Raw genomic sequence first — 22,866 nt, forward strand, 5'->3', positions numbered from 1 at the left:
TTAGTTTGAACCTTCGATTAAAAGGACGCCGGTTTGTTGTTTCAAAAGGGCTTGTTTAGTAAAAATCACAAAAGATGTCGGCGTTTCTTTTGTGATTTTCTTTAAGGAAGGGAGTAAATCTAAGAGAAAATCGAGAGGCAAAGCTAGTTCAACATCATTTAAATAAATAACTTCCCGCTGTAAGGCTAGCCCTCGAATTAAGTGGATTAAAAACTTAGTTTCAGGACTAATACTGGCTGCTTGTTGATTACTGACAACGGTAGCTAGTTTAAAGTATTGACTCCATTTAAGAATATTTTGAAAGTAGCTCTTTTTTTGTTTACGAGAAATGCCTAGTAAGAGATTTTCTTGGACTGACAAAAAAGGGAGCAGCGAACTATCGTTACCAATATAATAATAGCTTGTCATTTCTTTAGCCAAGTGAGGATTTTTTTTAGCTAAGTCTGGTGATCCCTCCTTATCAAAGTAAACGATAATTAAAGGGTGATTTTGTTGTTTCAATTCATCAATTAGTTTAGTCATTAACAACCCACCTTTAGGCATACATGTTTTTTTGAAGATAAAAAACGCTAGCAATTGAAGTTAAAGTAATAAAAAGTAGACTAAGTAAAAAGAGCTGAACAAAGCTACGGGCAACTTCAGTTGTTAATTGTAGGCTGCCAAAAGTACTTTCAGATGTTTCAATACTATAAAAAGCTTCTGCATTGAAAGGGAGTAAAAGTTTTTTATTCGTTTGATCAGTATTTTCTAAGTCGTTATGGGACTTAATCACAATTTCAAAAGGCAGCTCTTTAGAAAAGAGTTGCTCGTTTATCGACATTGTTTCTTCTTTAATAAAGTTTTGGGAAAGCAACATGACTAAAAGGACTCCTAAGAAACTGAAAATAATTGGAAATAAGGCTTCGATGATTAATTGAAAACTAATTCTCCAAAGGCTGAGGCCTAAGCTTAATAAGGCTTTGATATCTTGCCGTCGGTGATATAACAATGTTCCTGTTAGAGCAATTCCAATTATCAGAATACTCGACATTGCGATTTTAGTGACGAAGAAATATGTTTCTTGAAGTTCGATATTAGCAGTAACGATCGTATTGAAGCCTTTAGTTGGTGTTCCAGGTAAATACTGGGAAAGGACGTCCCAACGCTCAGAAATTAATAACATTTTGCTTTTTTGAAATTTAAGTAAGAGTCTTAACAAAGTCAGGACCATTAAAGAAAGACTAAAAAAACCAAAGAGCAACAGATTATATTTTTTATAGTAACGAATACTAGCAAATGTATTTTGCGCTTTCTTCATGTTCTGGTCACCTCATACTATTTATTATAAACAGAACATGTGAAAAATATATGAAATTAAAGCGGATAAAGCATAAAAAAGCCACGAATTTAAGTTAATTCGTGGCTTAAGCTTATTCTGTTTTTTCTTCAGTTGAAGAAGTTGCTTCAGTTTTCTCATTAGCTAACTCTGGGTAGTACTCTTTAAAAGGTTTAGTGATATATGAATCAACGGTTGATTTATTACCATTTTGGCTAAAGAGACTAGTTGAGTCGGCGCCTTTATCAGCTTCAATTTGTTGTAATTGCTCCAGTTGATTTTTATAATTATAATCAGTTGGAACAACTTCTTTCAAGCCACTGTCAAAGTAACGTAATAAGTCACCATTGGTTAAGCTATCAGATGTATTTAACTGTTTCATGACTTTCTCACGGTAACCTTTAATTTCTTCTGTTAACTCTTCACCAAGTTCATGAATCATACTACCAGTAGAATTATCATAGACATTGTCCCCAATAACAGTGTATTTAGGTGTCATAAAGTTACCATTTCTAAAGGCTACGATTTGCTCATTTTCTTTTGAAAATAAATCTTGTCCTAATTGTAAGTATTTTGAGTTATCAATGCCTAGTAAACTTAGTAAGGTTGGTAAGACATCCACTTGACCGCCAAAGGTTGAGTTAACGCCACCTTTAGTTTCACCTGGAATGTGGAACATTAAAGGCACACGTTGCATTTGCGCATTGTCAAAGTCTCCCCATTCAACAGGGCTCTTGCCAACAAGTTCTGCTAAGTCGGTGTTACGTGAGTCTGAAATTCCGTAGTGATCGCCGTACATCACGATCATTGAGTTTTCATAAAGGCCACTTGTTTTTAAGTAGTTGAAGAACTCTTCAACGGCCTTATCTAAATAGTTAGCAGTGGCGAAGTAACCATTAATCGTAGTGTCTTTCGTGTCTGCTAAGGGGAAGCCAGCATCGTCATCTTTAAATTCTGAATAAGGATAATGATTTGAAACAGCAATCATTTTCGTGTAGAAAGGTTGTTGCATATGTTCTAAATATTGAATTGATTGTTGGAAAAATGGCTTATCATGTAAACCGTATTGGAACGAATTACTTTCGTTAACATCATAGTAACTAGCATCAAAGAAATAATTGTAACCAAGGTGTTTGTAAGTTTCGTTGCGGTTCCAGAAAGTCCCAGCATTTCCGTGGAAGACGGCACTAGTGTAGCCAGCTTCTTGATTTAAAATAGCAGGAGCGGCTTGGAACGTATTTTTATCACCCAGTTGAGTAAACAATGGCCCTTGGTTTAAACCAAAGAATGAATTCTCAAGTAAGGTTTCAGCATCACTCGTTTTACCAGATTTTACTTGGTGGAATGAATTTTCAAAACTAAAAGTATCTTGGCCGTGGAAAATTTTGTTTAAGAAAGGTGTGACTTCGTGTTCAACGCCATTTTCATCTTTTAGTTTATAATCAATTACAAATTGTTGTAAACTTTCTAAGTGAATGTAGATAACGTTACGGTCTTTAGCAATTCCGAATAATTCAGGATTTGCTTCAGCGTGGTGTTCTTTAACGTATTCTTCAATAGTAACAACATCGTTTTCACTTGCTTGAGCACGATTTTGGTTTGCTTTGTAAGTTTGGACACCGTCGTAAGCTGTAAAGAAGTTAATTCCTAAGTATTTAATGATATGGTCTCTTGAAAATGTTCGTTTCAACAATTCAGAGCGGCTTGTTTCAGCTAAAGATAAGTTAGCGGTGAAAACCATCACTGACAGAGCAGTCATTGCAAAAGCTAAACGGGCACGTAAAGGTTGAGTTTCCATTTTGATTCGTTTAGTTGCTAACATAAAGATAATTATTAGAATGTCGATCACGTAGACGAAATCATAAGGACGGAAAAGTCGAAGAGCACTTTCCCCTAAGCCAGAAGCAACTTTACCAGCACCTAGCATCGTATTGATCGTAATAAAATCAGTAAACTCTCGGTAATAAGTCACATTAGAGAATAATAGTAAGGTCATTAATGAGTAAATAATTAGCATTGTAATGTATGAGCCTTTTTTATTTTTGATGTAGAGGGCAGCTGATAGTAAAAAGATTGATGAGGCAAATGGATTAATGAATAAGATAAAGTATTGGAAGGCATTTTCAACGCCTAAATTAAAGTCAATTATGTAAGCAAAAATACTTTTTGCCCAAAATAAAATAATTAATAATCCGAAGAACCCCATCCGTTTGTTAAGCCAGTTTGGATAGTGTGATTTTTTCAAAGTTAAAACTTCCTTTCAGTTTCCATGTTTCAGTCGTTATTTTTAGAGTTTTTGCGTAATTTTAGTTGTGGGCACAGAAACCCACACTCTTCATTTTACCAAGAAAGTGACTCCTTTGTCAATTTGCATTCATTTCATGAAAATTACAATCTGATTATTTTCATATATAAAAGCAAAAGTTGGTTATTAATGGAAGATATCATCAAACAACTAAAATTATGTTAGAATAGACTTTAAGAAAAGTATACAAAAAAAGTGTGAAGAAATTATATTAGAAATGAGAAAATTATGAAAAAAATTCAATTAAATAAAAAAGTCTGTGGCAAAATTAGCCAAGGCTATCCTTTGATTCAAAAAATGGATTTACTTAATCCACAAGAAAAAGTCACTTCAGACTGGGTCACTTTTTATTCTCCTCAAAATGAGTATTTAGGGACTGGCTATTTAGGCGTTCAAAATAAAGGCATCGGCTGGGTCTTAAGTCGGGTAGCGAATGAGGCAATCGATCTTGAATTTTTCCAGCAGTCATTTGCTAAGGCCTTGGCTAAACGTCACGACTTAGTTAATAACCCTCAAACAACGGCTTACCGCTTGTTTAATGGTGAAGGGGATGGGGTTGGTGGAATGACCCTTGATATTTACAATCAGTTTGCAGTGATTTCTTGGTACAATCAAAGCATTTATCAACACCGTGAATTAATTACCGCCGCTTTGATTGAAGCTGTCCCAATGATTAAAGGACTCTATGAAAAAAATCGCTTTGAAAGCCAAGGGATTGTCGAATCCCAACATATCTTTGGTGAGGTTGCCCCAGAGCCTTTGTTAGTTTTAGAAAATGGGGTAACCTTTGCCACCTATTTAAATGAAGGCATGATGACTGGTATCTTCCTTGATCAAAAAGATGTCAGAGGTCGCTTAGTGGCTGGGATGGCTAGTGGCATGAGTGTTTTAAATACCTTTAGTTATACTGGTGCTTTCTCTGTAGCGGCAGCAAGGGGAGGTGCGACTAGTACCGTCAGTGTTGATTTAGCTAAAAGAAGTTTACCAAAGACTAAAGAAATGATTGAAGTCAATGATTTATCTCTAGAAGCGAATAAGATTGTTGTGATGGATGTCTTTGATTATTTTAATTATGCGAAACGCAAAGGGATGTCCTTCGATATGATTATTCTTGATCCACCAAGTTTTGCCCGAAGTAAAAAGCGAACTTTTTCAGTGGCCCAAAATTATGGTGATTTAGTAGCAGATGTGGCGGGGTTAATTAACTCACAAGGTTGGTTAATTGCCTCAACTAATGCGGCTAATGTGTCTTTGGATAAATACCAAAAGATGGTTGAACAAGGCTTGAAAAGTCAAGGTCGCAAATTTAAATTAACTGAGACTCATCGTTTACCGCAAGATTATGTAATTAATCGTAGTTTCAAAGAAGGAAACTACTTAAAAGTATTAATCTATCAATTAGATTAACAAGGAGGCAATTATGAAAGAAGTTTTGATGGGAAAAGTAGCAATAGGTCAAGGCAGTCCTAAAATCTGTGTGTCAATTGTTGGCAAAGATGAAGAAAGCTGTTTAACTCAAGCCTTAGAAATTAAAGAGTCTCAAGCTGAATTGATTGAATGGCGTTTAGATTACTTAATTCCGCAATTTACTCCAGCTCAAATCATCAATTTAGGTCAAAAAGTCCAAGAAGTCCTGGGAGATAAACCGTTACTCTTAACGTTTAGATCGAAAGTTGAAGGTGGTGAAAGTGCCTTAAAAGGGAGTGCCTACAATCAGTTGTACTTAGGCTTACTGACCGCAAAAATTGGTCAAGGAATTGATTTAGAAGGTCGTTTTGGTCAAAGTAGTTTAGAACCAGTGATTAAAGCCGCCCGTCAGGCAAACGTAGCAATCATTATTTCTTATCACAACTTTAAAGAGACACCTAGCCAAATGGCATTAGTCGAAAAAATTCTGGAACTAGAAGAAGTTGGTGGGGATCTAGCGAAAATTGCGGTGATGCCGCAAAAAGCGAGTGACGTCCTAGACCTTTTAGTTGTGACAGATCAACTAAATCAGCGATTAGATAGCCAACCATTGATTACGATATCGATGGGCGAATTAGGCAAAATCAGTCGTTTAGCAGGGGGCTTAGTTGGGTCAGCGATTACTTTTGGTGGATTGAGGACGACTTCAGCGCCAGGACAATTAATGGTTTCAGAGCTTTCTCAATGGCTCACCCCGAGCTAGAGAAAATCAGCAAATTCTAGGAAGTGAAGAGATGGCGAAGAAAAAAATTCAGAAAACTAATGCAATTCGGCTCTTGGAACAAATGAAGATTGCGTATCAAGAAGCGGAATACCCTTTTGAGGAAGAACACATTGATGCCAATACAACAGCTAAAACATTGGGCTTGCCAGCAGGGGCGATTTATAAAACACTTGTGACTGTGGGCAATAAAACTGGACCAGTAGTTGCGGTAATCCCTGGTAATTGTGAACTAGATTTAAAAAGTTTAGCCAAAATCAGTGGTAATAAAAAAATGGAAATGTTGCACTTGAGAGAGTTAGAGAGCACTACAGGTTATATTCGCGGCGGCTGTTCGCCAATTGGTATGAAGAAATTATTTCCGACTTTTATTGATGACAAGGCTCAGATTCAAAAGGAAATCCATATTTCAGCCGGTCGCCGTGGCTTGCAAATGAGTCTTCAATCAGAAGATTTAGCGAGAGCTACTAAGGGACAGTTTGCCAAGCTGACGTTAACATAAAAAAATGGATCTGTGACAGTTAAGTCCCAGATCCGTTTTTTTTATTTAGTTTCAAAAACTTTTTTCTTTGGTAAAGGATAATCAGAGACAGTCTCATTATCAGTCGCTAAGGCTTCTTCAAAATCTTCAATCGATAAGTCTAAGCGACGGGAGATATTAAAAACACTATGTAAAACATCATGGAAGTACATTGAGTTTCCTTGTTCGAAGAAATCTTTAAACTGGCTAGAAGTGTTAGAGTAACCTGTTTCCTCTTGGAAAGCCTGTGATTCTTTTAAAAACTCATTAAAGTGTTCACGGGTGTATTCAGCAAATTGGTTATAAATATTAATTGCTGTCGTTAAATCAGCTTGCCAATTTTGATAAGATTTTTTAGCTAATCCGTTAACTGATTCAATCAGTTGGAAATTTTTATCACGAATATTTTGAGTCATTAACATGTCTAAGTTTAAGTTTAAACCTGTGTATGACACGTCGTCAAAATCAAATTTCTTCATTAATTCTAATTCGGCTAATAAACTTTCTGATGTAAATTGACGATTTTCTAAGGTCTTAAAAACTTTCTTTTGTTGGAACATTTAATCTCCTCCAATATAATAATTCTTATCAGTTCTATTATATAACAAAGTTTGCGGACTTACAAAAAGAAGCCATTAATAGAAGTCCCAATTCCTGTTAGCTCAAGGCAGTTAGAAGTTTATTTTTAAAAAATTCAAGCTAAATCTCTTTCAATTTATAAATAAATGAGCTACTATTTTGTTGGTATAAAAAGAATGATGGGGTGACGTGGCAGATGGATATTAAGGATTATCAGTTATTTATTAGTGAGTTTTATAAAGAAAGAGATTGGTATAATTACGGGCCGTTCATTCGGGCTAATTTTTTGAATGAAGAAGTTGGTGAAGTCAGTCGGGCCATTCGTGATTTGGAAATAGGCCGTGATCGACCAGATGAAATTGAAGAGACCCCAGAAGCTAAGTTAGCTAATTTAATTGAAGAATTAGGAGATGTCTTAGATAATGTCTTTATTATTGCTGATAAATATGAGATTTCTTTAGAAACAATTATGGTCAATCATCAAGCTAAATTACTTTCACGGTACAAAAAATAAAAGAGAGTCAGAACCTGACAGTAAAAATAGGTTCTGACACTCTTTTTTAATTAATAAGCATAATAACTAGCAATTTCAGCAGCGTGTTTACCTGCCACATGACCTGTGACAAAGGCAGCCGTAATGTTATAGCCACCAGTATAACCATTGACGTCTAAGACTTCACCAGTGAAAAATAAACCATCGACTAATTTACTTTCAAGAGATTTTGGTTGGATTTCTTTAAGAGCAATGCCACCACCTGTTACAAAAGATTTTTCAACAGGCCAAGTCCCATTAACTTCAATTTTAAACTCTTTAATTAAAGCAACTAGCTCAGCTTGTTCTTTATCTTCTAAGCGTTTTAAAGGTAGACTACCATCAATGCCAGCTTTTTCTAAGAGAAACTCTAAGTAACGTTCAGGTAAGAGATTTTTCAAGCCGTTTTTAATGGATTTATCTTCAAACTCTCTTTGGCGCTCAGTAATCATTTGAGAGACCTCTTGAGGTGTTTTTAAAGGCATGGCATCTAAAGCCACCGTTACAGTTTGCCGTTTTTCAAGTTCGTTATTAACAAACATGCTACAACGTAAAGCCGCCGGACCAGAAACACCGAAATGGGTGAATAATAAGTCCATTTCATGAGTCACGATGGCTTTATTTTTTTCATTTAAAACAGTTAAACCCACGTCTTGCAAAGCTAGACCTTGGAGGGTTTTATTTTTTATAAATGGTTCATCAGATAATAAGGGAGACTCGGTTGGAAATAAGTGAGTGACAGTATGGCCAGCTTTTTTAGCGAAGCGATACCCATCACCAGTAGAACCAGTGTGTTGATAGGTTTTACCACCAGTAGAAACAATCACACAAGGGGCAATGTGGCGCTCACCAGAGTCTAATTGGACACCGACAATCCGTTTGTCTTCAATAAGTAATTTTTTAACAGAGGCTTCTGTTAAGACTTCGACGCCTAGTTCAATCATTTTATCAAAGAGACAACCGACAATTGTTTTCGAGCGATTGCTAACAGGAAACATCCGACCGTGATCTTCTTCTTTAAGTGAAACGCCATTTTCCTCAAAAAAGGCCATCACTTGATGATTATCAAATTGTGAAAAAGCGCTGTATAAAAATTTGCCGTTCCCGGGAATGTGGTGAATAATATCTTCTGCAGGGCGATTATTAGTCACATTACAGCGACCACCCCCTGTTAATAGTAGTTTTTTTCCAACTTTTTTATTTTTTTCGATTAGCATGGTTTTTGCGCCATGTTGGGCAGCAGAAATAGCTGCCATCATGCCACTAGTCCCGGCACCGATAACGATGACATCTTTCGTCATAAATACTCTCCTCCGTTCTAAATAAGTTTACCATAAATGAGTATAAAAGCTACTCTCTTAAGATTGAAAGAAACTAGTGAAAGAATAATGAAAATACTTTTATTTTGTTGCAATATACTATATACTTATAAAAAATATTAATGGAGGTGTCGGGAAAATGACAGTAAGCAACTATTTGTTAAACTTAACTGAAAAAATTGAACAAAAGAATCCAGGGCAAGAGGAATATTTACAGGCAATTCATGAGTTTTTGCCAACAATTGCCACCTTTTTAACTAAAAATCCTCAAATCATGGAAAGTAATGTTTTGGAACTGATGTTAGAACCGGAGCGCTTAATTCAATTTAGAATACCTTGGCAAGACGACCAAGGGAAATGGCAAGTTAATCGCGGGTTTCGGGTTCAGTATAATTCAGCGATTGGTCCCTACAAAGGTGGCATGCGTTTTCACCCGACAGTGACAGAAAGTGTCATGAAATTTTTAGCCTTCGAACAAATCTTTAAAAATAGCTTAACCGGCCTGCCAATCGGTGGAGGTAAAGGTGGCAGTGATTTTGACCCTAAAGGGAAATCAGACCCGGAAATTATGCGTTTTTGTCAAAGTTTAATGACGGAATTGCAAAAGTACATTGGTCCAAGTATGGACGTGCCTGCTGGCGATATTGGGGTAGGTGCTCGGGAAATTGGTTATCTCTTTGGTCAATATAAACGTTTAAATGGCCATCAAGGCGGGGTTTTAACAGGTAAACCTTTAGCTTACTGGGGCAGTTTAGGCAGAACCGAAGCCACAGGCTATGGTCTAGTTTATTTTGTGAAGTATTTATTAGCTGATCAAAAGGACACGTTAGAAGCTAAAAAAATCATTGTCTCTGGTAGTGGTAATGTGGCGATTTATGCGATTCAAAAGGCTCAAGAACTAGGTGGAAAAGTGATTAGTTGTTCTGATTCAAGTGGTTATCTTATTGATACCGAGGGAATTGATGTGGCTTTATTGAAAGAGGTTAAGGAAGTTAAACGGGAACGCCTGTCAGCTTACGCAAATGAACGAGACTCAGCGACTTATTTTCCAGGGGAATCAGTTTGGTCATATCGTGAAGCCTACGATATCGCTTTACCTTGTGCCACTCAAAATGAAATTGACGCTGAGCTAGCTAAAGTTTTAGTCGCAGCAGGCGTTAAGATTGTGGCAGAAGGAGCTAATATGCCAAGTACTCTAGCTGCAGTTGAAATCTTTAAAGAAGCAGGGATTAATTATTGTCCTGGAAAAGCGGCTAATGCTGGTGGTGTAGCTGTCTCAGCTCTAGAGATGTCACAAAACTCTCAACGATTAGCTTGGACGAAAGACGAAGTGGATCAACAGTTAGATCAAATTATGGAAAAAATTTATACAACTTGTCGTGATACTGCCACAGAATATGCCACCAGTGGTGATTTACTTGCCGGTGCTAATATTGCTGGCTTTGCTAAAGTTGCGACAGCGATGATCTCTCAAGGATTGGTCTAATTAATTAAAATTTCACAAACAAAAATGCTAAAAGGGCAGAGCAACTATTTATTAGTTGCTCTTTTTTTCACTTTTTTACATGGAAGTTTACTTGTTTACTTGAAAAATGCTTGAAAAAAACGTAAAGTATAGAGGGAATGAAGAATTACTAAAACCTTGAAGGAGGAACAACAATGTCACACATTAAGTTTGATTATTCTAAAATTGGTTCATACATTGGCGAACACGAATTAGAATATATGCAAAACCAAGTTTCAGCAGCTGATAAAGCATTAAGAGAAGGAACTGGTGCTGGTAGTGATTATTTAGGTTGGATCGACCTACCTGTTAATTACGACAAAGATGAATTTGCTCGTATTAAAAAAGCAGCGACGAAGATTCAAGAAGATTCTGAAGTATTAGTAGTCATCGGAATTGGTGGGTCATATCTTGGAGCGAAAGCTGCTCTAGATTTCTTAAACCACTCATTTTACAACTTATTAGATAGCAAGGAGCGTAAAGCACCACAAGTGTTCTTTGCAGGTAACAGCATTAGCTCAACTTATTTAGCAGATTTAATCCAAATTATTGGTGATCGTGACTTCTCGATTAACGTGATTTCTAAATCTGGGACAACAACTGAGCCAGCGATTGCTTTCCGTGTCTTTAAAGAGTTATTAATTAAAAAATACGGTAAAGAAGCAGCTAACAAACGAATTTATGCAACAACAGATAAAGAAAAAGGGGCAGTTAAAGTTGAAGCTGACTCTGAAAATTGGGAAACATTCGTTATTCCTGATGATATCGGCGGACGTTTTTCAGTCTTAACCGCAGTTGGCTTATTACCGATTGCCGTTAGTGGCGCAGACATCGATGGCTTGATGGCTGGAGCAGCAGCAGCAAGAACAGATTTCAGTAGTGATCAACTTGCTGACAACCAAGCTTATCAATACGCGGCTTTAAGAAATATTTTATACCGTAAAGGGAAAGTGACTGAAATTTTAGTTAACTATGAGCCTGGGTTACAATACTTCTCTGAGTGGTGGAAACAATTATTTGGCGAATCAGAAGGTAAAGATCAAAAAGGTATTTACCCAGCAAGTGCTAACTTCTCAACTGATTTACACTCAATTGGTCAATCAATTCAAGACGGATCAAGAAACATTTTTGAAACAGTAATCAAAATTGATAAAGCCCGTCATACATTAACAATTCCTGAATTAGATCTTGATTTAGATGGATTAGGCTACTTACAAGGAAAAGAAATCGACTTCGTTAACACGAAAGCCTTTGAGGGAACATTATTAGCTCATACTGATGGTGACGTGCCAAACTTTGTGATTACGATTCCAGAAACAGATGCCTTTACTTTAGGTTACTTAATGTACTTCTTTGAAATCGCCGTTGGGGTGTCTGGTTATATTAATGGCGTTAATCCATTTGACCAACCAGGTGTTGAAGCCTACAAGAAAAACATGTTTGCTTTATTAGGTAAACCTGGTTTTGAAGAGTTACAAAAAGAATTAGAAAACCGTCTGTAAGAAGTTATTTTAGAATAAAATAAAAAATCCATTCAAGGAAAAAGCTTGAATGGATTTTTTTAGTTTGGATTAATTTTTTCAGACTCTTTAAGAGGGGGAGTTTTTTTTGAAACTAACTTTGATTCGTTGATGCCGTCTCTAACCGCGGCTTTAATGACGCAATAAAAAATGATTAATATTAAAATAAAAAATAGTAAGCCAATTAGACCAAATACCATAGTGATACCATCCTTTCTTTAATATAATATCTTAAAGAAAGAATAAAAACTACCTTTTTTGAAAAGGGTTAAGCATCAATGTCTCGAAAGAAGCAATGAACGTACCAAATGACGGAAACCGATAAGAGACAAGCAGAAATAAGTTTTAAGATTAGCATTGATACCACTCCTTTGATTTGTTTATCTATAAATTGATAATACCACAAAGGCGCCTAGCCAAGGGCTAACAGAATTGTCAGAAAGCCCCCTTAAAATGACAAAGTTGTAAGGGAGCAATAAACTATAAGAGAAACTAAAGTAGGGGGAGAACAAATTTTTTGATTAATCGATAAAGTAGATACAGTAAACAAACTAAAATTATGAAAACAATAATGCCACCAATCATATAAAGACCTCCTTCGTCGAGAGAATATTAGCGGTAATAAGTAACTAATTTACTTCCTTCAATTTTTGCACGAACTCCGCCAGTCCATGATGGACCACCAATCCAAGGTATTGAAGCGGTAAAAGTTAGAGAAAGAGTCGCTTGCTTACTATTATTGAGACGTAAAGAACTAGTAGCTTGATAAACGGAAACAAACCACTGATCGTAAGCAGAAGTTATATTTCTATTATTAACACGGATTGTAAAACCAGCATTGTTTAGACCGAAGATGACATTAATTTTATAAGTACCATTAGTTATGTTGTTCCTCGTATGCCAATGAGACCACCGGAGCTGAAGTTCAGGTTCACCCTCTTCGATTTTAGTAACGATTATCTTAGCTTCCTCGCCATATTCAAGGGAAATAGTTTGAATGTGAGACTGATTTAAAGCTAAAGTGGGAATAATATTAGTATCATCTGAGGGGCTAATTTGAGGAGTAGAAATTTCGGTTGCCATAGCAGTAACTGATAAAATTGTTAACAATGACCCTGAGAGACTAAAAGTGACGAGAAATATTGTAGAAATTTTTTTTTAATAACTTAAACATAAAAATAAATCCTTATTTTTGATAATATAATTCTAACTCATAATCAGCAATTAAAGGGAATATTATCATGAACTAATAAAAATAACTCACCAAATTTCTTTTTTGTTAGTTTTAAAAAATGTTTTTGATTTTAAGTGACGTACTTTATAGTTGTAAGGACTATTGATTGAGGAGGAGGGGTTGATGTTATCAGTGTTTATTTATGAAACAAATTGGAAGCTAAGTCAAAAAATTGAAAAAATGTTAAATAATCAAATTATGATAGAAGAATTTGACATGAAGGTGATGATGAAGACGAATGAAGCCTGTAAATTAGTTACCTATTTAGTTAAAAACTCTCAGGTTAGAGGGATTTATTTTATTGATATTGATGGTGATGGTCAAATGGCGGGCTTAGAGTTGGGAAAACAAATCAGAAATATTGATCCTCTGGGGAAAATTGTTTTATTAACCAATGACATAAAGAAAATCACTTTGAGTTTTGATAATCAGATTGAAGCAATCGCATACATTGTTAAAGATGATTACTTAATGTTGAGAGAGAAGACCCTAGAAGTTTTAAAGCAAGGGCAAAGACACTATCAGCTAACTAGTGAATGGGAACCTAACTTAATTAAACTTAAGATAGGTAGTAGAACTTGTATTTTTTCATTGTCAGACATAATGTTTATTGAAACGACTGGTACTCCCCACAAATTGAGGCTGCACTTAGTTAAAGGGCAACTTGAATTTTATGGCAAGTTAAAAGCCGTTGAATGTCTATCACCAGAGTTATTGTCCAGCCATAAATCATGTGTGGTCAATAGCAAAAATATTAGAGAAATCAATCGAAAACAAAAAGAAATCACCATGGTTAATGGGGAAAAATGTTTACTTTCCCTAAAAAAAGTCAAAGAATTGCCACTGTCAGAGGGGATTATAAACTAATAAAAAATTCTTCTTAGCAAGAGCTAAAAAGAATTAATTGTGTCATTCTGAATTATATGACCAATAATATAAATAACTGCTAACTATCAAAGATTACTCAAATTCAATTTCAAAGACTGATTCGTCAATGGATTCTAAAAAATCATCTTGGGTTAGAAAATTAAGCCAAGCCTCATCACCAGGTAGTTCTTTATTGATTTGTGGGCGGATTTGATTATAGACATTAGTAAGTAATTCTTTCCACTGTTTATCAATCACCCGCTCCATTTTAACTTCATTCCAGCGTTTGGCAGGTGCCCGGCGTTGGTTTCTGGCAAGTTGATCATCTAAAGATTTGGCGTAGAAGGCATCTTTACTATTTAAACGGGCTTCGATATAAGTGATAAATTCGCTAATTGACATGTGTGTTAGCCTCCTTTTTTTAATGACATGCTTATCTAGTATAGAGGTAATTCTAAGTGAAAACAAATCTTTTAACTAGGAAAGGCAAAAAATTTCTTGATTGTCAGATTTAGTATATAATAAATGGGACAATAGGAGGCAAATTATGAAAACTTTAGTAATAATATCACACCCAGACTTAGTTAATTCTAGCAGCCAACGTTTTTTGAGAGATTCTGTCGCCCATGATGAATCAGTGACTCTCCATCATTTAGACAGCTGTTACCCTGATGGAAAAATAGATGCCGCTAAAGAACTCGCCCTTTTAAAGGAACATCAGCGAATTATCTTTCAGTTTCCATTATATTGGTACAGTTCACCGGCTTTACTTAAAGAGTGGCAAGACGTTGTATTAAGCCAAGGAGAAGGCAAGCTTCAAGGGAAAGAGTTTGGATTAGTCATCACGATTGGGGTGGCGGAAACGGCTTATCGGGTAGGTGGTAAAGAAGGCCAGACAATCGATCGTTTAACGGCACCGTATCAAAGTGTGGCTCGTTATTTCGGCATGAACTATTTACCAAATTTTTGTATTTATCAATTTGCTTATTTAACAGAGGAAGAACAGCTAACTTTAGTGACGGATTATCACTATTATTTAACAGGACCTAATAGCTCGGCTTTAAAGGATCGAACAAAATGGCTCTTGGGAGAACTAGAAAAAGCAAGAGCTAGGGACTTGGCTGACCCCAATCAGGAAACGTTAACTTATGCCCAAAGTCATGTGTTAGAGTCTTATGAAGAAATTGCTGAGCTAGATCAGACTTTAGCTGAGTTTGATTAAGGAAGGGGTGAGGTTAATGACTAAAAGCGCATGGATTCAAAAAGAATTAAGTCAGGGGATGACAAGTAGTCGTGACTACAAACAAAAAGCGCTAATTTTTGCTACGAAAAAAATCATTCTAGAACAAGACATTCGCCTAGAACAAAAGCAAGGGGAAATCGATGGTACCTTGTGGAGTCCCAATAATTGGCGAAAATAAGTTGATGTTATAATGAGTGGGATTAAAGCCCTTTAATTAAAAAAGCTATGACAGAAGTCATAGCTTTTTTGTGTCAGCGCTTTCTCAGGAAATGTGCTAAAATATAGTTAAGGAACTAATAAGGGGGATGTCGAATGAGTTATATTGAAATTGTGACAATTGATCAAGACAAATATTACATTCAAGCGGAGAGCCTAGTTGCTGGAGAATTAGAATTTTGGAACGTAGTTCAAGAAATAAATGAGAACAAAATAATCGTTTTTAGAAGTCTGGCTAGTGGAAGCTTATTTTCCATGCCGACGTCGAGAATTATATTTAAGCAAATAATCACGGCAGATGAGTTGCCATTAACGAGGAAACCTCATTTTGTTAAGCTAAGTAAAATGCAATTAAAGGAGACGGAAACTAGTGAGTAAAGATGGAATTTTTATTGCTAAAAGTGCAGATGTTGTCGGGAAAGTTAAGTTGAAACCGGCAAGTAATATTTGGTTTCAAGCGGTTTTACGAGGAGACTATAACGAAATCATTATCGGTGAGCGGACAAATATCCAAGATGGGGCAGTGGTTCATGTTGATCATGATCATCCTGTGCTGATTGGGGCAGATGTGACGGTGGGCCATAACTGTATTATTCATGGCTGTGAAGTTGGGAATAATGTTTTAGTAGGCATGGGGGCAACGGTGATGAATGGGGCGGTGATTGGTGAAAATACCATTATTGGCGCTAACTCTTTAGTGACGGAAGGCAAGCAAATCCCGCCTAATTCTTTAATTATGGGTAGCCCAGCTAAATTTATTAGACATTTAACCCCGGAAGAAATTGCTGGCATTACACAAAATGCCGCCTATTATGTTGAAAATAGTCAACAATTTGCAAGTCAGGCATTTAAACAAGATTCTGCTGGTTATGTGGAGGTTGACTAATGCCGGAAGCTTATCGCTTTAGTGACAACCAAGTCATCAGCCAAGAGCAGTTACTAGAACTATATGGAAGTGTCGGTTGGACAGCCTATACTGATCAGCCAGCCTTATTGCAACAAGCTGTGGCAAAATCCTTAAAGGTGATTAGTCTTTGGCAAGGTGAGAAACTTTGTGGACTAATTAGAGTTGTTGGAGATGGCTTAACGATTATTTATATTCAAGATATTTTAGTTAATCCAAGCTTTCAAAAACAAGGTTTGGGAAGCCAACTAATGACAAAAATCTTTGAAGCCTATCCAGAAGTTCGACAAAAAGTTTTGTTGACAGAAGAAACCCCAGGAACGAGAAGGTTTTATGAAAGTCTGGGATTTAATTCTTGTGATGATGGCAATGTCGTTGCTTTTGGCAAATTCAAATAAAACAAAAAACAATCCCTAGGGATTGTTTTTTTTGTTTATTTATTTAATTGTGCGGAAACGAGCGGCATCATCCATGTATTCTTTCTCGCCAGCAGGTGCTTCAATTGAACCAAAAGGCATTTGAGCTGTTAATTTCCAGTTAGCTGGAATATCCCAAGTGCTAGCGACTTCGCTATCGATTAATGGGTTGTAGTGTTGTAATGAGGCACCAATATTTTTTTCAGCTAAAGCGACCCAGACAGAATGTTGAGCAATACCAGTTGATTGTTCAGACCAGATTGGGAAGTTATCAGCGTATAAAGCAAATTGATCTTGTAAAGATTTAACAACATCAGTGTCTTCAAAGAATAAGATTGTTCCTTTGCCAGCTGCAAAACTTGCTAATTTTGCTTGGGTGTTAGGAAAAGCTTCAGCTGGTGTCACTGGTTTTAAGGCCCCTTCAACGATTGACCATAATTTTTGGTGAGCATCTTCTAATAAGATAACGACGCGTGATGTTTGTGAGTTAAATGATGATGGGCTTTCTTTGACTGCTGAATGAATCAATGTTTCTAATTCTGTTTCTGTTAAACTAATATTAGAACCAATCTCGTAGATTGAGCGTCTGTTTTTTAACGTGTCGATAAAGTTTGTCATAATATGTGTACCCCTTTAATATTTTTTTTATTTGATTACATGACTTAGTATATCTGCTTACTTAAAATAAGTAAAAAGTTATGCTCACAAAAAATAAAAAAGTTACCAACTAAAGATTAAACCATAGCCTAAGGCGAAAACTTCCCGTAAATAAGTCACGGTTTTCGCACTTGTTGTCGATTTTGCAGCTAAGCCAGTGACATTGTTAATGCCGATTCGTTTAGCTAACATTTTGGCTCGATAGAGATGGAAATCATTAGAAACCACAACTGTTTGCCCTAAGTCTGTCAGTTTTTTTGCATTCAGCAAGTTTTCCATCGTATTAGTTGATTCGTCTTCTCGGATAATCATGTCTGGATCAATGCCGTGACTAATCAAATAGTCAGCCATGACATTAGCTTCAGAATCCATTTCATCATGACCTTGGGCACCAGTAACAACGACTTTTGTAGCTGGATTATTTTGTAAATAAATTAAGGCTGTGTCTAAGCGCTCTTTTAAAACAGGACTCGGCTTGGCAGGTTTTCCCCGGACTTGCGCACCTAAAATGATTAATGAGTCAGCGGACTCAATCCCTTGGTCGTTAACAGAGCTTAAAATCAAGCTGAAGACTAACATACTGTAGAGTAAGCCTAAAGAAAAGATTAATAAGGCAATTCGTTTAAATTTTTTCATCGTGTGTCATCTCCTATAATTGCATTAGTGACAGTATAACGAGAAAATATTAACGAAAGTTGAGGAAAAGTATAAGAATTAGATAATATTTATTGACAGTTTTTTAATAAAGTTGCTTTAGCAGTTTGAAAACTTCGGAGAAACTTCGGATGATCAAGTAAGCTCATCATGGCAATACACTGATCAATTTGTTTTAGATAGTTAGGATCTTTAGTTAAAGCGTAGTTTAATTCCCCTTCGAAAAACAAATAAATAATTCGTTCGAAAGACATATCAATCGAATCACTAATTTCTTTTAAAGCAGGGAGGAAATAGTTAACTTTCGACCACTCGTTTTGATCAACTAATTGATCGATAAAGTTGATTAAAGTGGCAGCTAATAAGCGGTTAGTTGCTTGGAAATGCTGGTAGTTAGCTAGTTTTTGCAAAGCTCGCTCCATTAATTGTGTTGTCAATGAGATTGGAAAGTAAGATAAACTATTAGCAAAGACTTCTAATTCGAATAACGTCCAGCTTTCAACCCCTAACAAGTAGTTTTTGATGAACTTGATCGGTTCCGCTGTTTGTTCCCAAAAGGCGATGTCAGAATGGTTAGTCAAAGAAGCAATTGAAAAACCACTTAGATAAATCAAGTTTTTTTGGAGGGTGGCTTTGAAGCCAAGTTGATCTGCTAATGAGAGATAGTTTTTTTTCAACTCTGCTAAGTTGCCAGTGTTCGAAGCGTCAGCATAAATTTCAGCATAAGGTTGCAGTTCATGACCTTGATAACCATTTTTAATATAAATAAATTCATCGTAAGTTAAATACAACCGTTCTAAGGTTTTTTCAAAATGATTAAGCCCCATTTGGTGTTGGCCTTTTTCAAAGGCAATGGCATAAGATTTAGAGACGATGCCACTGTAAATTTCTTTTTGCCGAAAGCCTTTATCAAGACGAATTTGGCGAATGGTAGGTCCGTAAGTTTCGATAGTTATGCTCCTTTTCATTTAATAGGTCTAGTATACTAGACTTTTTTTAGAAGGGGAAGTTTTCCAAGGTAAACTAAAACTATCAAAACCAACGAAGGAGTCTTGACTATGAAACTATTAAAAATGAATCAAACTTACCGACACTTAATTTTTGCAACGCTATTTTCAACTTTTGGCGACAGCATTTATTATATCGCCTTATTAACCTACGCTAGCCAGTTTGAAAATGCTACCTTAGCTATTACGCTAGTCAGTTTATCAGAAACTTTACCATACTTATTAGGCGTAGTGACAGGTGGTTTAGCCGATCAAAGTCGAAATAAAAATCGCAAGCTGATAATGATGGGAGCCAGTCGTGGCCTTTTATATGGAATCGTTGGAATTTTAATGGGCTTTCAGCAGTCCTTATTATTGTTAGGTGGGATTATTACAATTAACTTTATTTCCGATATTATTGGTAAATATGCAAGTGGTTTGACCATTGTTTTTTATCCTTACATTGTCAAAGGAGAAGATTTGGAAGAAGCTCAAGGCTTAAGTGGGGCCTTGCAACAAACGGCAAGTATTGCTGCTGGGTTTATCGGTGCCTTCTTAATCGGCATCTTTTCTTATCAAGTCATGGCTTGGTTGAATAGTTTAATGTTCTGGGCTGTGATGGTCATGATGTTAGTGTTAAGCCCTAAATTGCACCAAATTGAAAAAGAGTCATTAACAGTGACTGAAAGTCAAAGTCTGAAGGAGTTCTTTCAAGATATTTTGAGTGCACTGAAAATTTTAAAACAGCAGCAACTTTTATTTAGGGCCTTATTATTATTAGCTGCAGCCAATGGCTTTTTATCACTCTTATCACCATTAATTAGTATTTACTTCAGTCAGTACCCTCATTTGATTGTTGGTAATTTTGCTTTAATGATTGCCTTGATGCAAGGCATATTCGCAGTCGGTATTATTGCCGGGAATTTATTAGGAGCGAAGCTAGCAAAAAATCTTTCTTTAATGTTCATCTGTCAATTAATCTTTCTAAGCTTAACGTTGATTAGTCTTTCCTTGATGATGCAATCAATTCCATTCGTCTACCTTAGTTCGATTATGGCTACTTTTTTATGTGGTGTGGCCAGTCCGAAACTATCGGCCTTATTATTAAAAAGCATTCCCGTTGCTCAATTAGGAACTGTCTCTGGCGGTGTTAATACGATCTTGATGGCAACAGCCCCAATGATGACAATCCTTTTTACAACAATTATTACAGCCCTAGGTTTAAAGACGGGCCTAAGTCTTTTTATGGTGAGTAGTGGCCTGTGCTTAGGGATAATTAAATTTTTACCTCAGCAAGTCAATGTTGAAAAATCAACTAATATGGTAAAATAAAGAAAACACTAAAGGAGGAAGTTGTGTATGCCAATTATTAATATCCAAATGTTAGCAGGTCGGACACCAGAACAAAAAGCCGGCTTAATCAAAGATGTGACAGCAGCCGTTGTTAAAAATACTGGGGCTAGTCCTGAGGCTGTTTCAATTATTATTAGTGACATGGAAAAAGAAAATTACGGTTTAGCCGGTAAGGTTAAGAAATAAACTATTGCCAAAGTCCCTTAATCGTGGTTAAATAGATGAATATAGTCTTTATCAGTGAGAAAGACACCAATTATTAGATGCTGTTTCTCAGAGAAGGAAAACTTGGCTGTAATTTTCCTAAACATCGCTAACTATTGACCACTTTCGAGAATTTAGTTTGAAACTAAGTCGGCCGGACCGTTATCCCGTCTTAAGAGAAGTTAGCAAAGGGAGTTTACTAGCTAATATTCTAAAATTTAGGTGGAACCACGACCATTATCGTCCTAATGTTTTGTAAGTTATTTACAAAACATTAGGCTTTTTTTATTGTCAAAAGGTTTCAGATCTCTGACTGAACAGACCAAAATAAGTAATAAACTATAGGAGGAAATCACATGTCAATTATTAATGTTACATTCCCAGATGGCGCTTTGAAAGAATTTCCAAAAGGCTCATCAACATTTGAAATCGCTGAAAGTATTAGCAAAAGTTTAGCAAAAAAAGCTCTAGCCGGTAAGTTTAACGGTGAACTAGTCGATTTAGTTCGCCCCTTAGAAGTTGACGGCAAGATCGAAATCGTTACTGCTGATCACGAAGATGCTTTAGGAATTTTACGTCACTCTACAGCCCATTTAATGGCTAATGCTGTTCGTCGCCTATTTCCGGAGATTCATTTTGGCGTAGGTCCAGCTATTGAAAATGGCTTCTACTACGATACTGATAATAGTTCACAGCCGATTTCGGAAGAAGATTTACCGAAAATTGAAGCTGAAATGATGAAAATTGTGAAAGAAAATAATCCAATTGTCCGTAAGTCAGTGACTAAAGAGGAAGCTTTAGAATTATTTAAAGCAGACCCTTATAAAGTTGAATTGATTACTGATTTACCAGCAGATGAAGAAATCACTGTTTATGATCAAGGGGATTTTGTTGATTTATGTCGTGGCGTTCACGTGCCATCAACTGGTCGAATTCAAGTCTTTAAATTACTATCAGTGGCAGGTGCTTACTGGCGTGGTAATTCCGATAACCAAATGATGCAACGGGTTTACGGAACAGCCTTCTTTGATAAAAAAGCGTTAAAAGATTACTTACAATTCCGTGAAGAAATGAAAGAGCGTGATCACCGTAAATTAGGGAAAGAGCTAGGCATCTTTATGACAAACTCTGATGTTGGTTCTGGTTTACCTTTCTGGTTACCAAATGGTGCGACAATTCGTCGAACAATCGAACGTTACATTACTGACAAAGAGATCAGCTTAGGTTATCAACATGTTTACACACCAATTATGGCAAATGTTGAGTTTTACAAAACTTCTGGTCACTGGGATCATTACCATGAAGACATGTTCCCACCAATGGACATGGGTGATGGTGAAATGCTCGTTTTACGTCCAATGAACTGTCCTCATCATATGATGGTTTATAAAAACGACGTTCACAGTTACCGTGAACTACCAATTAGAATTGCTGAACTTGGCATGATGCACCGTTATGAGAAGAGTGGTGCCTTATCAGGTCTCCAACGGGTCCGAGAAATGACATTAAACGATGGTCATACTTTCGTTCGCCCTGATCAAATCAAAGAGGAATTCAAACGGACATTAGAATTAATGTTAGCTGTTTATGATGACTTTGCAATTGATGATTACAAATTCCGGTTAAGTTACCGTGATCCTGAAAATACTGAAAAATACTTTGACGATGACGAGATGTGGGATAAGGCTCAAAGAATGATCAAAGAAGCTGTTGATGAAATGGGCTTAGAGTACTTTGAAGCAGAAGGGGAAGCAGCCTTCTACGGTCCAAAACTTGACGTCCAAGTTAAAACAGCCATGGGAATTGAAGAAACCTTGTCAACAATTCAATTAGATTTCTTATTACCAGAACGTTTTGATCTAACTTACGTTGGCGAAGATGGTGAGAACTCTCATCGTCCAGTTGTTATCCACCGTGGAATTGTCTCAACGATGGAACGTTTTGTGGCTCACTTAACAGAAGTCCACAAAGGGGCGTTCCCGACTTGGTTAGCGCCGATTCAAGGAACGATTATTCCTGTTAGTAATGATCACCATATGGATTATGCTTTCGAGATCAAAGAAAAATTAGCTAGCCTAGGCTTACGTTTCGAAGTCGATGAACGGAACGAAAAAATGGGTTACAAAATTCGTAGTTCGCAAACGCAAAAAATCCCGTATCAAGTAGTTGTGGGAGACAAAGAAGTCGAAGCTGGTGAAGTTAATATTCGCCGCTACGGCAGTAAAGAAACTGCCTCAATGTTAGCGGAAGTTTTCATTGAGAGTGTAATAGCTGAAGTTAAAAATTATAGCCGTAAAGATTAATTAAAAGGATTGCTCCTAAGTTTAGAGAGCAATCCTTTTCTTATTTC

Annotated in this window: 26 protein-coding genes; 15 read left to right on the plus strand and 11 right to left on the minus strand. The window is 36.4% G+C overall.

Features of this window, described 5'->3' with window-relative positions; genetic code table 11:
• The 3 genes from CBF35_RS10485 to CBF35_RS10495 all read right to left on the minus strand — a co-directional run bounded on the left by CBF35_RS10485 (position 1) and on the right by CBF35_RS10495 (position 3,560).
• Positions 1 to 522 (minus strand): hypothetical protein, encoded by a 522-nt coding sequence (locus CBF35_RS10485; RefSeq protein ID WP_126780904.1) that lies wholly within the window; start codon positions 520 to 522, stop codon positions 1 to 3.
• A 13-nt stretch (positions 523 to 535) separates the two neighbouring features.
• A complete protein-coding gene (locus tag CBF35_RS10490; RefSeq protein WP_126780906.1) occupies positions 536 to 1,297 on the minus strand; it encodes an FtsX-like permease family protein in 762 nt (253 codons plus the stop codon).
• A gap of 112 nt (positions 1,298 to 1,409) precedes the next feature.
• Positions 1,410 to 3,560: an LTA synthase family protein gene (locus tag CBF35_RS10495; RefSeq protein WP_280530459.1), complete on the minus strand. Its 2,151-nt coding sequence runs from the start codon at positions 3,558 to 3,560 to the stop codon at positions 1,410 to 1,412.
• Positions 3,561 to 3,848: 288 nt separating this feature from the next.
• Between CBF35_RS10495 and CBF35_RS10500 the strand changes: the two genes are divergently transcribed.
• The 3 genes from CBF35_RS10500 to ybaK are packed head-to-tail and all read left to right on the plus strand — an operon-like array spanning position 3,849 to position 6,310.
• Complete coding sequence (locus CBF35_RS10500; RefSeq protein WP_126780908.1) at positions 3,849 to 5,027, plus strand: class I SAM-dependent rRNA methyltransferase; 1,179 nt, start codon at positions 3,849 to 3,851, stop codon at positions 5,025 to 5,027.
• A gap of 13 nt (positions 5,028 to 5,040) precedes the next feature.
• Positions 5,041 to 5,790, plus strand: a complete 750-nt coding sequence (aroD, locus tag CBF35_RS10505) for a type I 3-dehydroquinate dehydratase (RefSeq protein ID WP_126780910.1) — start codon at positions 5,041 to 5,043, stop codon at positions 5,788 to 5,790.
• A 31-nt stretch (positions 5,791 to 5,821) separates the two neighbouring features.
• Positions 5,822 to 6,310, plus strand: coding sequence for a Cys-tRNA(Pro) deacylase (gene ybaK / locus CBF35_RS10510; protein ID WP_126780912.1), 489 nt, complete (start codon positions 5,822 to 5,824; stop codon positions 6,308 to 6,310).
• 41 nt (positions 6,311 to 6,351) lie between these two features.
• Here the strand turns inward: ybaK and CBF35_RS10515 are convergent, their stop codons facing one another.
• The gene (locus tag CBF35_RS10515) at positions 6,352 to 6,888 is read right to left on the minus strand and encodes a hypothetical protein (RefSeq protein WP_126780914.1); all 537 of its coding nucleotides are present in this window, start codon (positions 6,886 to 6,888) and stop codon (positions 6,352 to 6,354) included.
• Between the two features lie 215 nt (positions 6,889 to 7,103).
• On the opposite strand from CBF35_RS10515, the gene CBF35_RS10520 reads away from it, so the two are divergent.
• The gene (locus CBF35_RS10520) at positions 7,104 to 7,421 is read left to right on the plus strand and encodes a MazG nucleotide pyrophosphohydrolase domain-containing protein (RefSeq protein WP_126780916.1); all 318 of its coding nucleotides are present in this window, start codon (positions 7,104 to 7,106) and stop codon (positions 7,419 to 7,421) included.
• A gap of 50 nt (positions 7,422 to 7,471) precedes the next feature.
• On the opposite strand, the gene CBF35_RS10525 is transcribed toward CBF35_RS10520, so the two are convergent.
• Positions 7,472 to 8,740 (minus strand): BaiN/RdsA family NAD(P)/FAD-dependent oxidoreductase, encoded by a 1,269-nt coding sequence (locus CBF35_RS10525; RefSeq protein WP_126780918.1) that lies wholly within the window; start codon positions 8,738 to 8,740, stop codon positions 7,472 to 7,474.
• A gap of 157 nt (positions 8,741 to 8,897) precedes the next feature.
• Between CBF35_RS10525 and gdhA the strand changes: the two genes are divergently transcribed.
• Together gdhA and CBF35_RS10535 are read left to right on the plus strand one after the other, a co-directional pair.
• Positions 8,898 to 10,244: an NADP-specific glutamate dehydrogenase gene (gdhA, locus tag CBF35_RS10530; RefSeq protein ID WP_126780920.1), complete on the plus strand. Its 1,347-nt coding sequence runs from the start codon at positions 8,898 to 8,900 to the stop codon at positions 10,242 to 10,244.
• A gap of 173 nt (positions 10,245 to 10,417) precedes the next feature.
• Positions 10,418 to 11,764, plus strand: a complete 1,347-nt coding sequence (locus CBF35_RS10535) for a glucose-6-phosphate isomerase (protein WP_126780922.1) — start codon at positions 10,418 to 10,420, stop codon at positions 11,762 to 11,764.
• A 59-nt stretch (positions 11,765 to 11,823) separates the two neighbouring features.
• On the opposite strand, the gene CBF35_RS14910 is transcribed toward CBF35_RS10535, so the two are convergent.
• Complete coding sequence (locus CBF35_RS14910) at positions 11,824 to 11,982, minus strand: hypothetical protein (RefSeq protein ID WP_170174778.1); 159 nt, start codon at positions 11,980 to 11,982, stop codon at positions 11,824 to 11,826.
• 412 nt (positions 11,983 to 12,394) lie between these two features.
• The gene (locus tag CBF35_RS10540; protein ID WP_126780924.1) at positions 12,395 to 12,865 is read right to left on the minus strand and encodes a DUF5626 family protein; all 471 of its coding nucleotides are present in this window, start codon (positions 12,863 to 12,865) and stop codon (positions 12,395 to 12,397) included.
• A gap of 283 nt (positions 12,866 to 13,148) precedes the next feature.
• Here CBF35_RS10540 and CBF35_RS10545 point away from each other — a divergent pair, with 283 nt between their 5' ends.
• Positions 13,149 to 13,883: a LytR/AlgR family response regulator transcription factor gene (locus CBF35_RS10545; protein WP_170174779.1), complete on the plus strand. Its 735-nt coding sequence runs from the start codon at positions 13,149 to 13,151 to the stop codon at positions 13,881 to 13,883.
• Between the two features lie 93 nt (positions 13,884 to 13,976).
• Here CBF35_RS10545 and CBF35_RS10550 read toward each other — a convergent pair whose 3' ends face one another.
• On the minus strand, positions 13,977 to 14,285 hold the full coding sequence (locus CBF35_RS10550; protein ID WP_126780928.1) for a hypothetical protein: 309 nt from the start codon (positions 14,283 to 14,285) through the stop codon (positions 13,977 to 13,979).
• Between the two features lie 145 nt (positions 14,286 to 14,430).
• Between CBF35_RS10550 and CBF35_RS10555 the strand changes: the two genes are divergently transcribed.
• The 5 genes from CBF35_RS10555 (at position 14,431) to CBF35_RS10575 (ending at position 16,644) form a co-directional block, all read left to right on the plus strand.
• Positions 14,431 to 15,105 (plus strand): NAD(P)H-dependent oxidoreductase, encoded by a 675-nt coding sequence (locus CBF35_RS10555; protein WP_126780930.1) that lies wholly within the window; start codon positions 14,431 to 14,433, stop codon positions 15,103 to 15,105.
• 16 nt (positions 15,106 to 15,121) lie between these two features.
• Entirely contained in the window at positions 15,122 to 15,304 is a 183-nt protein-coding gene (locus tag CBF35_RS10560; protein ID WP_126780932.1) for a hypothetical protein, read from the plus strand.
• Positions 15,305 to 15,438: 134 nt separating this feature from the next.
• Positions 15,439 to 15,720, plus strand: coding sequence for a hypothetical protein (locus CBF35_RS10565; protein ID WP_126780934.1), 282 nt, complete (start codon positions 15,439 to 15,441; stop codon positions 15,718 to 15,720).
• Positions 15,713 to 16,228, plus strand: coding sequence for a gamma carbonic anhydrase family protein (locus tag CBF35_RS10570; protein ID WP_126780937.1), 516 nt, complete (start codon positions 15,713 to 15,715; stop codon positions 16,226 to 16,228). Before CBF35_RS10565 ends, CBF35_RS10570 begins: the two co-directional genes overlap by 8 nt.
• On the plus strand, positions 16,228 to 16,644 hold the full coding sequence (locus CBF35_RS10575; RefSeq protein ID WP_126780939.1) for a GNAT family N-acetyltransferase: 417 nt from the start codon (positions 16,228 to 16,230) through the stop codon (positions 16,642 to 16,644). The genes CBF35_RS10570 and CBF35_RS10575 overlap by 1 nt, the downstream gene beginning before the upstream one ends.
• Before the next feature lie 39 nt (positions 16,645 to 16,683).
• Here CBF35_RS10575 and CBF35_RS10580 read toward each other — a convergent pair whose 3' ends face one another.
• From CBF35_RS10580 to CBF35_RS10590, 3 genes are all read right to left on the minus strand, one after another.
• The gene (locus CBF35_RS10580; RefSeq protein ID WP_126780941.1) at positions 16,684 to 17,280 is read right to left on the minus strand and encodes a nitroreductase family protein; all 597 of its coding nucleotides are present in this window, start codon (positions 17,278 to 17,280) and stop codon (positions 16,684 to 16,686) included.
• Between the two features lie 102 nt (positions 17,281 to 17,382).
• On the minus strand, positions 17,383 to 17,955 hold the full coding sequence (locus tag CBF35_RS10585) for a YdcF family protein (RefSeq protein ID WP_126780943.1): 573 nt from the start codon (positions 17,953 to 17,955) through the stop codon (positions 17,383 to 17,385).
• Positions 17,956 to 18,044: 89 nt separating this feature from the next.
• Complete coding sequence (locus CBF35_RS10590) at positions 18,045 to 18,941, minus strand: Rgg family transcriptional regulator (protein WP_126780945.1); 897 nt, start codon at positions 18,939 to 18,941, stop codon at positions 18,045 to 18,047.
• Positions 18,942 to 19,031: 90 nt separating this feature from the next.
• Between CBF35_RS10590 and CBF35_RS10595 the strand changes: the two genes are divergently transcribed.
• The 3 genes from CBF35_RS10595 to thrS all read left to right on the plus strand — a co-directional run bounded on the left by CBF35_RS10595 (position 19,032) and on the right by thrS (position 22,819).
• On the plus strand, positions 19,032 to 20,291 hold the full coding sequence (locus CBF35_RS10595) for an MFS transporter (protein WP_126780947.1): 1,260 nt from the start codon (positions 19,032 to 19,034) through the stop codon (positions 20,289 to 20,291).
• Between the two features lie 27 nt (positions 20,292 to 20,318).
• A complete protein-coding gene (locus CBF35_RS10600) occupies positions 20,319 to 20,498 on the plus strand; it encodes a 2-hydroxymuconate tautomerase (protein ID WP_126780949.1) in 180 nt (59 codons plus the stop codon).
• Between the two features lie 380 nt (positions 20,499 to 20,878).
• Entirely contained in the window at positions 20,879 to 22,819 is a 1,941-nt protein-coding gene (gene thrS / locus CBF35_RS10605; RefSeq protein ID WP_211345308.1) for a threonine--tRNA ligase, read from the plus strand.
• Positions 22,820 to 22,866 lie beyond the last annotated feature (47 nt).

It is taken from the genome of Vagococcus salmoninarum, from assembly GCF_003987495.1.
Classification (GTDB): Bacteria; Bacillota; Bacilli; order Lactobacillales; family Vagococcaceae; genus Vagococcus_D; species Vagococcus_D salmoninarum.

What these genes read in the sequence shown, in the direction of transcription:
- CBF35_RS10485 (WP_126780904.1), bottom strand. Translation starts at nt 522, where the DNA reads ATGACTAAACTAATTGATGAATTGAAACAACAAAATCACCCTTTAATT.
- CBF35_RS10490 (WP_126780906.1), bottom strand. Translation starts at nt 1,297, where the DNA reads ATGAAGAAAGCGCAAAATACATTTGCTAGTATTCGTTACTATAAAAAA.
- CBF35_RS10500 (WP_126780908.1), top strand. Translation starts at nt 3,849, where the DNA reads ATGAAAAAAATTCAATTAAATAAAAAAGTCTGTGGCAAAATTAGCCAA.
- aroD (WP_126780910.1), top strand. Translation starts at nt 5,041, where the DNA reads ATGAAAGAAGTTTTGATGGGAAAAGTAGCAATAGGTCAAGGCAGTCCT.
- ybaK (WP_126780912.1), top strand. Translation starts at nt 5,822, where the DNA reads ATGGCGAAGAAAAAAATTCAGAAAACTAATGCAATTCGGCTCTTGGAA.
- CBF35_RS10515 (WP_126780914.1), bottom strand. Translation starts at nt 6,888, where the DNA reads ATGTTCCAACAAAAGAAAGTTTTTAAGACCTTAGAAAATCGTCAATTT.
- CBF35_RS10520 (WP_126780916.1), top strand. Translation starts at nt 7,104, where the DNA reads ATGGATATTAAGGATTATCAGTTATTTATTAGTGAGTTTTATAAAGAA.
- CBF35_RS10525 (WP_126780918.1), bottom strand. Translation starts at nt 8,740, where the DNA reads ATGACGAAAGATGTCATCGTTATCGGTGCCGGGACTAGTGGCATGATG.
- gdhA (WP_126780920.1), top strand. Translation starts at nt 8,898, where the DNA reads ATGACAGTAAGCAACTATTTGTTAAACTTAACTGAAAAAATTGAACAA.
- CBF35_RS10535 (WP_126780922.1), top strand. Translation starts at nt 10,418, where the DNA reads ATGTCACACATTAAGTTTGATTATTCTAAAATTGGTTCATACATTGGC.
- CBF35_RS14910 (WP_170174778.1), bottom strand. Translation starts at nt 11,982, where the DNA reads ATGGTATTTGGTCTAATTGGCTTACTATTTTTTATTTTAATATTAATC.
- CBF35_RS10540 (WP_126780924.1), bottom strand. Translation starts at nt 12,865, where the DNA reads ATGGCAACCGAAATTTCTACTCCTCAAATTAGCCCCTCAGATGATACT.
- CBF35_RS10550 (WP_126780928.1), bottom strand. Translation starts at nt 14,285, where the DNA reads ATGTCAATTAGCGAATTTATCACTTATATCGAAGCCCGTTTAAATAGT.
- CBF35_RS10555 (WP_126780930.1), top strand. Translation starts at nt 14,431, where the DNA reads ATGAAAACTTTAGTAATAATATCACACCCAGACTTAGTTAATTCTAGC.
- CBF35_RS10560 (WP_126780932.1), top strand. Translation starts at nt 15,122, where the DNA reads ATGACTAAAAGCGCATGGATTCAAAAAGAATTAAGTCAGGGGATGACA.
- CBF35_RS10565 (WP_126780934.1), top strand. Translation starts at nt 15,439, where the DNA reads ATGAGTTATATTGAAATTGTGACAATTGATCAAGACAAATATTACATT.
- CBF35_RS10575 (WP_126780939.1), top strand. Translation starts at nt 16,228, where the DNA reads ATGCCGGAAGCTTATCGCTTTAGTGACAACCAAGTCATCAGCCAAGAG.
- CBF35_RS10580 (WP_126780941.1), bottom strand. Translation starts at nt 17,280, where the DNA reads ATGACAAACTTTATCGACACGTTAAAAAACAGACGCTCAATCTACGAG.
- CBF35_RS10585 (WP_126780943.1), bottom strand. Translation starts at nt 17,955, where the DNA reads ATGAAAAAATTTAAACGAATTGCCTTATTAATCTTTTCTTTAGGCTTA.
- CBF35_RS10590 (WP_126780945.1), bottom strand. Translation starts at nt 18,941, where the DNA reads ATGAAAAGGAGCATAACTATCGAAACTTACGGACCTACCATTCGCCAA.
- CBF35_RS10595 (WP_126780947.1), top strand. Translation starts at nt 19,032, where the DNA reads ATGAAACTATTAAAAATGAATCAAACTTACCGACACTTAATTTTTGCA.
- CBF35_RS10600 (WP_126780949.1), top strand. Translation starts at nt 20,319, where the DNA reads ATGCCAATTATTAATATCCAAATGTTAGCAGGTCGGACACCAGAACAA.